This window comes from Microbacterium sp. (assembly GCF_035554235.1).
Taxonomy (GTDB): Bacteria; Actinomycetota; Actinomycetes; order Actinomycetales; family Microbacteriaceae; genus Microbacterium.
The window spans coordinates 1-8,045 of the sequence record NZ_DATMIO010000128.1 but is presented as its reverse complement, the minus strand read 5'-3'; the positions used below and the strand labels follow the sequence as shown (position 1 = coordinate 8,045).

At 68.4% G+C, this 8,045-nt stretch carries 9 protein-coding genes; 4 read left to right on the top strand and 5 right to left on the bottom strand.

Features of this window, described 5'->3' with window-relative positions; all coding sequences use genetic code 11:
• The coding region (locus VNT50_RS06680) for a low temperature requirement protein A (RefSeq protein WP_325484325.1) at positions 1 to 944 on the top strand (944 nt) is incomplete at its 5' end.
• Positions 945 to 956: 12 nt separating this feature from the next.
• Here the strand turns inward: VNT50_RS06680 and VNT50_RS06675 are convergent.
• The 3 genes from VNT50_RS06675 to cls all read right to left on the bottom strand — a co-directional run bounded on the left by VNT50_RS06675 (position 957) and on the right by cls (position 4,323).
• A complete protein-coding gene (locus VNT50_RS06675) occupies positions 957 to 2,102 on the bottom strand; it encodes an ice-binding family protein (RefSeq protein WP_325484324.1) in 1,146 nt (381 codons plus the stop codon).
• A gap of 266 nt (positions 2,103 to 2,368) precedes the next feature.
• Positions 2,369 to 2,638 (bottom strand): GlsB/YeaQ/YmgE family stress response membrane protein, encoded by a 270-nt coding sequence (locus tag VNT50_RS06670; RefSeq protein ID WP_325484323.1) that lies wholly within the window; start codon positions 2,636 to 2,638, stop codon positions 2,369 to 2,371.
• A gap of 209 nt (positions 2,639 to 2,847) precedes the next feature.
• Positions 2,848 to 4,323, bottom strand: coding sequence for a cardiolipin synthase (gene cls, locus VNT50_RS06665; RefSeq protein ID WP_325484322.1), 1,476 nt, complete (start codon positions 4,321 to 4,323; stop codon positions 2,848 to 2,850).
• A 116-nt stretch (positions 4,324 to 4,439) separates the two neighbouring features.
• Here cls and VNT50_RS06660 point away from each other — a divergent pair, with 116 nt between their 5' ends.
• Complete coding sequence (locus tag VNT50_RS06660) at positions 4,440 to 5,069, top strand: cyclodeaminase/cyclohydrolase family protein (protein WP_325484321.1); 630 nt, start codon at positions 4,440 to 4,442, stop codon at positions 5,067 to 5,069.
• A gap of 89 nt (positions 5,070 to 5,158) precedes the next feature.
• Positions 5,159 to 5,992: an aldo/keto reductase gene (locus VNT50_RS06655; RefSeq protein WP_325484320.1), complete on the top strand. Its 834-nt coding sequence runs from the start codon at positions 5,159 to 5,161 to the stop codon at positions 5,990 to 5,992.
• A gap of 2 nt (positions 5,993 to 5,994) precedes the next feature.
• Here VNT50_RS06655 and VNT50_RS06650 read toward each other — a convergent pair whose 3' ends face one another.
• A complete protein-coding gene (locus VNT50_RS06650; protein ID WP_325484319.1) occupies positions 5,995 to 6,573 on the bottom strand; it encodes a TetR/AcrR family transcriptional regulator in 579 nt (192 codons plus the stop codon).
• 62 nt (positions 6,574 to 6,635) lie between these two features.
• Here VNT50_RS06650 and VNT50_RS06645 point away from each other — a divergent pair, with 62 nt between their 5' ends.
• Positions 6,636 to 7,751, top strand: coding sequence for a hypothetical protein (locus VNT50_RS06645; RefSeq protein WP_325484318.1), 1,116 nt, complete (start codon positions 6,636 to 6,638; stop codon positions 7,749 to 7,751).
• Between the two features lie 32 nt (positions 7,752 to 7,783).
• On the opposite strand, the gene VNT50_RS06640 is transcribed toward VNT50_RS06645, so the two are convergent.
• The coding region (locus tag VNT50_RS06640; RefSeq protein WP_325484317.1) for a VOC family protein at positions 7,784 to 8,045 on the bottom strand (262 nt) is incomplete at its 5' end.

The following is an 8,045-nucleotide window of genomic DNA, read 5'->3' as shown; positions in this document are numbered from 1 at the left end:
TCATGCGGCTGGGCATGAGTCTGGCGATGATCGCTGTATTCGTGATCGCGCTCACGATGCCGGAGGCCTACGCGGACATGTCGGGTGGTCTGGACGGGCCCTTGGTCCTGGCGATCGCATACGTCGCGGTGCGCGTGATCCACGGCGTTCTCTACCTGATAGCCGCAGGCGATGACATCGCGCTCCGCCGACAGGTAGTGACGACCGAGGCCGTCGCCATGGTGCCGGCCGCGACCGCTCTCATCGTGGGAGCCGTCGTGGGCGGTCCGGCACAGACGTGGATCTGGCTGGGGGCCTTCCTGTACGACTTCGTGCTGACCTATCTCAGTTCGCGGGGTGGAGGTCAGTGGCGCATCAACGCGCCCGGCCATTGGGCCGAGCGGCACGGCTTGGTCGTCATCCTCGCCCTCGGCGAGTCGATCGTCGCGATCGGTGTCGGGGTGGCACGCGAACCCATCGACGGGTCGATCATCGTCGGCGCGACGCTCGCCCTCACGGTGTCGATCCTCCTGTGGATGTTCTACTTCGTCAGGATCGCCTCGGCGGGGGAGCGCGAGCTCACGCGGCGAACGGATGCTGCGCGCGTCGTGCTCGGGATGAACGCGTACACGTATCTGCACCTCGCGATCATCGGCGGCGTCATCCTCACCGCCCTCGGCGTCGAAGACGCGATGGCGCACATCGGGAGCACCGAACCGTACGGGTGGTTCGCGGCGAGCGTGCTGGGCGCCGGGATCGGCGTCTACGTCGGCGCGACCGCGGCCTTCGCTCGGATGATCGGTCTGCCGTTGCCGTGGGCACGCGTCGCAGCAGCCGGCGTCCTCGTGTGCGGCATTCCGCTGCTGGCTGTGGTGCCGCCCCTGTGGGCGCTCGCGCTCGTGCTCGTCGTACTGGCGCTCGCGATCACCGTGGAGAGCGCCGTCGGCCGGCGACCGCGCCGATAGGCGGTGGCGTCTTCAGCCGCGGAGGCGTCGGGACCTTGCGAACAGCGCGAGGGCGAGACCGGAGGCCAGGAGCACACCGGCGAAAATCGCTGCCGGAGCGAGGTCGGCGCCGCTATCGGCGAGCGCGCCGGATGATGCCCCGGAGCCCGACAAGGTGACAGCCGGTGCGGTGACGGTGATGGAGTACACCGCCGTCGCGTCGGGCGCCGTCCCATTGGCGGCCGTGACCGTGAACTCGAAGGTTCCAGGGGTCGTCGGCGTTCCGGAGAGCAACCCGGTGGTCTCCTCCAGCGACAGGCCGGGCGGCAGCGCGCCGCTTTCGACGAAGGTGGGGGCGGGGGTCCCGGACGCGGTGATCGTGTGGGAGTACGGCGTGCCCGTTTCGCCGGCCGGAGGCGCGGCCGATGTGATCTCCGGGCTGGTGGTGACGGTTCCCGGCGAGGCGTCGCACGCGGAGTCCACGGTGATCGTGTTGGTATCGAGCGTGACGGCACCCGTGCGTGCGAGCAGGCGGCCGGTGACGGTGGCACCCGTGGTGGCCGTGATCGATACGTTCGCCATGACCGTTCCCACGAACTGCGCCGCGCTCCCGAGCGTGGCCGAACTGCCGACCTGCCAGAAGACGTTGCACGCGCTGGCGCCGCCGGTGATCGTTATGAGCGAGCCCGAACCGGCGGTCAATGTCGAGGCGGCCTGGAAGACCCAGACCGACTCGGCGGTTCCCGCGAGGGTCAGGGCGCCATTCAGAGCCAGCTCGCCGCCCGAGTACACGCCCGGCGTCAGCGAGAGGCCGGCGAGCTCTCCCAGTCCCACAGTGGTGGGCGTCAGGCTCGCGGCGGTGTTGTAGGCGGTGGTGAGATCGATCTGCGCCTGAGCGGCAACGGCGTCGGTCGCATGGATGGTGCCGTTGACGATGCCGGGCGGAAAGCCGGTGATCGAGGTCTGCGGGCTGAGCCCGACGTCCCCATTGATGATCGACGGTCCCGTGTTCGTGACGGTCGACGCGGCAAGAACCCCGAACGGAGCCGCGGTACCGAGACCCACCGGCCCGTCGATGACGGTGTCGGCGTTCGCTGCGGCGGCCGGTATGAGCGCGAACGCGAGCACAGCGGTGAAGATGATGGCGGAACGGCGGACTTTTCTGGATGACTGGATCAAGATTTGATCACTTCCCATGTGGAGGGCAGCCATCGTCAACGTTGATCAACAGCGTCTGCGCCTAACGCAGGCCTATCACACATGCTCGCCGCAAACCCGAATCCGTACCCAATCGACGCATAACAAACCCGCCTGGGGTCACGTATGGGATTTGTTGTGCGCGACGCGGTTCGCGAGCAGTCTAGCGGCACGCGGCATCCCGGCACGCAGAAGGCGCCCGCGGATGCGTGTGCATCCGCGGGCGCCTTCCTTTAGTGATCGGGCGACTATGCCTTGTTGGAGCGGCGGTTGACGATCAGGCCGTAGATGAGCAGCACGATGATCGCGCCGCCGATCGCGAGCAGCCAGGTCGAGAGGTCGAAGAAGTTCTCGAGCCCCGTGCCGAACAGCACGCTACCGAGCCATCCTCCGAGGAGGGCGCCGACAACGCCGAGGAGCAGTGTGATCAGCCATCCGCCGCCCTGCTTGCCGGGCAGGATGAGCTTGGCGATGGCGCCGGCCAGGAGGCCGAGCAGCAGGAATGCGAGGAAACTCATTGGTTCCTTCTTTCTCTTGTTGCCAGAGGTCACGTCCGGTCGCCCGGACCACCCGGCGACGCCGTGCGACGCTGCCGGGTGAACGTGACTGTACTCCTCCCTGTGATTCTCACGACAGCCCCTCGCCGCAGCGCCGCGCATCTGCTATGAGCCCAGATGCCGGTCGCGTTATGTGCCATGGGCGTGGCCTCGCCGATGACGTCGCCCACCTAATTGAGTGCAGAAGTCAGGCGCGCGAGGCCGTCCAGGAACGTCGCCTTGAGCGGCTCGCGATCCCACTCCTGAAGGGTCAGCTCGCGCCCGGCATCCCGATAGCCCTGCTCGACGTCGCGCATTCCACGCACGAACGACTCGCCGCGCACCATGAGCGACACCTCCGAGTTGAGGCTGAACGAGCGGATGTCCATGTTGCTCGATCCGATGACGGCGACCTCGTCGTCGATCGAGAAGTGCTTGGCGTGCAGGATGTAGGGCGCGGGATAGAGGAAGATCCGCACGCCGGCACGCAGCAGTTCCCCGTAGTACGACCGCTGCGCGTGGTAGACGAGGCCCTGGTCGCCGATCTCGGAGACGAAGAGCTGCACCTCGAGTCCGCGCTGGCAGGCGGTGGTGATCGCGTAGATCATCGCCTCGTCGGGCACGAAGTACGGACTGGTCAGGATGACGCGCTCCGTGGCCCCGTGGATCAGCGAGAGGAAGAGCCGCAGCCCGTTCTCGGTGGTGTATGCGGGACCGCTCGGCACGACCTGGCAGACGAGTGCGTCGGGAGACTGCGCGAACGCGACGTCCTTCGCGGGCACATGCTCGTCGTCGAGCCGTTCGCCCGTCTCGAGAAACCAGTCCGAGAAGAACACGGCGTTCACGGCGGCCACTGTCGGCCCTTCGAGACGGGTCACCAGTTCCTGCCACTGCAGCCCTCGCTTGATGTTCTTGGGCGAGTCGTAGCTGCGGTCGATCAGGTTCTGCGATCCCATGTAGGCGACGCGGCCGTCGACCACGACGAGCTTTCGGTGGTTGCGCAGGTCGGGCCGCTGGTACTTGCCCTTGAACGGCATCACCGGCAGCATCCACGCCCACTTCACGCCGATGCGGTCGAGCTCGGCAAACGTCTGGTCGCTGTTCGCGACTCGCTTCGACGACAGGTGATCTGCCAGCAGGCGTACGGTCACGCCGCGCGCGACCGCCCGCTCCATCGCCGAGAAGAAGCCGCGCGTGGTGTCGTCCCACCCGACGATGAAGAACTCGACGTGCACGAAGGTCGTCGCGGTGTCGATCTCCGCCGCCATCGCATCGATCGCGCCGTTGTAGTCGCCGATCAGTGTCGCGGAGTTGCCGCCGATCGCCGGGAGGCCCGTCAGCTTCTGGTTCTGATGCACGACGCGCTGGAACCAGCGGGGCCAGGCCTTGTCGTCGGGGGAGGGGATGTCGAGGGCATCGACCCTCTCCTCGATGATGGTGTTGAGCTTCGCCTGCTCGGCCAGGCGCTTCTTGGGCAGCGTGAAGTTGCCGATCAGCAGGAAGAGCAGGATGCCGATGTAGGGGATGAGGAAAACCGCGAGCAGCCATGCCATCGCCGCGGTGGGCTTGCGGTCGCGCGGGATGACGATCAGCGCGACGATCTTGATCGCCAGGTCGACCAGGAATCCGATGATCCAGATGAGGTTCGATGCGAGTGCGGCGTCCACGGCGGTCCGATCTGCAGCGGGACTCGGCCGCACCGGAGCGGGGCGTCGAGGTGGCCCCAGGGTAGTGCACTTCGCGCCATCGCCACCGGGCACCGAACGCGCCGTTCGCATCGGGCGTGCCCCGCGTTACCGTGGACGACATGGATGCCGACGCAGAAGTACCGGTCTCGATCCCGCTCTCGTCGTGGCTCGACAAGCTCGCGCAGCCGCGCGGGGCGCCGGGCGGGGGAGCGGCGAGCGGCGTGCTGATCGCGATCAGCGCGGCACTCCTGCACATGGTCGCCGAGTACTCGCCGGACTCCGACGAGGCGGAGGCGTGCGGCGAGCGAGTGGCCGCGGTGCGTATTCGGGCCTTGGATGCCGCCGAGGCGGACGGCGTCGTCTCGGCCGAGTTCGGCGCGGCGCTGCGGCCGTCCGAGCACCCCGACCGCGACGCGCGCGTGCGCCGCGCGGCGGTGGCCGCCACCGATTCGTCGGTCGGCCTCGGCCGGATCGCCGAGGAGCTCGTGCCGGAGCTGGCCCTGCTGTTCGACGTCGGCAACCCCAGTCTGCGCGCCGACCTCGAGGTCGCTGGCGAGGCCCTCTCGGCGGCGCTCGGAAGTGCCCGCGCGAATGTTCGTGCGAACGTCTCGACGGTCAAGGCGCACCGCGGCGAGGGCGATCGGCTCGATGAGTGGGTCGCTCACGTCGAGCGGCGTGCCGAAGAACTGGATGCCGCGAACGCCCGCGCTCGCTCGCTGATCTAGGTGTTCGGGCGGATGCGGGTGTGCCCGATCTCGTCGCAAGAAGCCGCAAGAGCTGTCACGGCGCTCCGCGAGTGGAGCAAGATGGGGGCATGGTCAGCATCCCCCTCCTCACGTTGAACGACGGACACCCTTTCCCAGAACTCGGGCTCGGCACCTACGGGCTGCGCGGCGAAGACGGCATCGCGGCCGTCGTCTCGGCGATCGAGGGGGGTTACCGACTGCTCGACACGGCCGTCAACTACGAGAACGAAGCGGAGATCGGCGAGGCCGTGCGGCGCAGCGGACTCGACCGCGACGAGCTGATCGTCACGACGAAGATTCCCGGGCGCAACCACGGCTACGAGGAGGCGCTGGCGAGCACCAACGAGTCGCTGATCGTGATGGGCCTCGACCGCATCGACCTGTCGCTCATCCACTGGCCGAATCCCCGGGTCGACAAGTACGTCGACACGTGGCGCGGCATGATCGAGCTGCGCGAGCGCGGCTCGGTGCGCTCGATCGGCGTCTCGAACTTCACCGAGGCGATGCTGACCCGCCTGATCGACGAGACCGGGGTCGTGCCCGCCGTCAACCAAGTCGAACTGCACCCCTACTTTCCGCAGAGTGCGCTCCGTGCCTTCCACGCCCAGCACGGCATCCGCACCGAGAGCTGGAGCCCGCTCGCCCAGCGCAGCGAACTGCTCACGGAGGCCCTGCTCCGCGACCTCGCCGAGGTGCACGCCGTCACGCCGACGCAGATCGTGCTCCGCTGGCACATCGAGTCGGGCAGCACGCCGATCCCGAAGTCCGCCGATCCGGATCGCCAGCTCGAGAACGCGGATGTGTTCGACTTCGAGCTCGACGCCGACGAGGTCGCCGCGATCTCGGCGCTCGAGCGCGGACGTCTCTGGGGCGCAGACCCGGATACGCACGAGGAGTTCTAGGCTCACGTGAGCGCAGCGACCACCGAGTCGACGTACTCGCGCGGATCGCGGGGTCCGAACAGCGCGGTGTTGGCGACGTAGCCCTGCGCGAGGGGCACGACGGCGCGGATCGCGTCGGCGACGAGGGCCTCCGCCGCCGCGGCATCCGATGTCTGCAGCTCGGCCCACGGCATCAGCGCGGCGCCGAGCGCGGAGCGCAAGCGCGCCACCGTGCGCAGCATCTCCTCGCGCAACTCGCCGCCGATCGTCGCTTCGCCCCAGAACTGCAGCACGATGCGCGGCGGCAGTCCGGTGTCTGTGAAGACGGCGAGCATCGTCGTGAGCACGTCGCGGGGCGTGATCATCCCGGCTGACCGCTCCAGCTGGTCCAGCCGGGGAAAGAGGTACTCGGCGACGATGTACCGCGCGAGCTCGACCTTGCTCGAGAAGTGTGAGTAGATCGCGCCGGTCGACAGGCCCGACTCTTCCACGATGTCGGCGATCGAGGTGTCGTGCACTCCCTTCCTCTCGAGGCAGCGGATGGCGGCGAGGGCGATCTCGTCTCGCCGGGCCTTGCGGTATTTCTCGGTCACGCGGGGCATGTAAAGAGAATACTCGTTCTGCTATTCTGTAAACAGAACCGCCATTCTCTTTAGGAGTTCTCATGTCCGACAACGTCAATCCCCGCACCAGGTGGGACCTCGCCCTCGCCTACGGTCTCGCCGCGTCGCTGGCGATCGCCGTGCTGATCATCGCCTTCGTGTGGCCGGCCGCGACCTCGAAGCCGCAGAACCTTCCGGTCGGCATCAGTGGGCCCGCCGACCGCGTAGCCGCGCTCGAGGCTGCCCTCGAGGCGCAGGAGACCGACCCCTTCACGCTCGTCGAGGTCTCCTCACGCGACGACGCCGTGTCGCAGATCGAGGCGCGCGAGCTCTATGGCGCCATCCTCCTCGACGAGCCCGAGGTGCTCGTCGCGAGTGCGGCGAGCCCCGCCGCAGCGCAGGCACTCCGCGGCGTGGCCACGCAGCTGCAGGCCCAGGTGAGCGCGGGCGTGCAAGAGGCGCTGCTCGCCCAGGTGCAGGCACTGGGCACCGCGCTGGCGACCGGTCAGCCTCCGGCGGTGACGCCCCCGGCGAACGAGGGCGCCGAGATACCCACCGTGACGGTGACGGATGTCGTGCCCCTGGCCTCGTCCGACCCCACGGGCGCGGGCCTGGCCGCCGCGGCCTTTCCGCTGACTCTCGGCGGCATGCTGGGCGGCATCCTGCTGTCGCTCCTCGTCGCCGGGGCGGTCCGCCGCCTCGCCGGCCTCGTGGTGTTCGGCATCGCCGCAGGTCTGCTCGCGGCCCTCATCATGCAGACGTGGTTCGGGCTGCTGCAGGGTGATTGGCTGCTCAACGCGGCCGCGCTCGCACTCGGCATGTCCGCCACGGCGGCGTTTCTCATCGGAATGAACGCGCTGCTCGGCCGCGCCGGGCTGGGGATCGCCGCGATCGTCACCGTGCTCTTCGCGAACCCGATCTCGGCCGCCGCCGTGCCGATGCAGTTCCTCCCCGAGCCGTGGGGCGCCATCGGGCAGTACTTCGTGCCGGGAGCCGCGTCGAACCTCCTTCGCTCGCTGAGCTACTTCCCGGATGCGGCGACCGCGATGCAGTGGACCGTGCTCACGTGCTGGTTCGTCGGCGGCGTCATCCTCGCGCTCGTGGGGCACTACCGCGACCGGTCCGACGTGCACATGCCGGCGGAGCAACTCGAGGTGCCGGCCCCGCAGACGGCGTAGGCCGATATTCCACAGGGCCGGCTCCCCGAGCGCTAAGCGGCCGGGGAGGCGTTCAGTGCGACCATCCAGTCGATGCCGAATTTGTCGGTCAGCATGCCGAAACGGCCACCCCACGGCGGGGTCTCGAACGGCATGACCACCGTCCCGTCGGCCGTGAGGCCGTCCCAGAACCCCTGCAGCTCGGCCTCGTCGTCACCGCTCACCGACACCGACATCCCGGCGGGCTTGGTGTAGGGCATGCTGCTCGGTGTGTCAGCGGCCATCAGCGTGAAGCCGTCGGCGGTCTCCAGCTGG

Coding starts and splice junctions, on each gene's coding strand:
- VNT50_RS06670 (WP_325484323.1), bottom strand. CDS start 2,638: ATGAGTTTCCTCGCATTCCTGCTGCTCGGCCTCCTGGCCGGCGCCATC.
- VNT50_RS06650 (WP_325484319.1), bottom strand. CDS start 6,573: ATGCCCCGCGTGACCGAGAAATACCGCAAGGCCCGGCGAGACGAGATC.
- VNT50_RS06655 (WP_325484320.1), top strand. CDS start 5,159: ATGGTCAGCATCCCCCTCCTCACGTTGAACGACGGACACCCTTTCCCA.
- VNT50_RS06645 (WP_325484318.1), top strand. CDS start 6,636: ATGTCCGACAACGTCAATCCCCGCACCAGGTGGGACCTCGCCCTCGCC.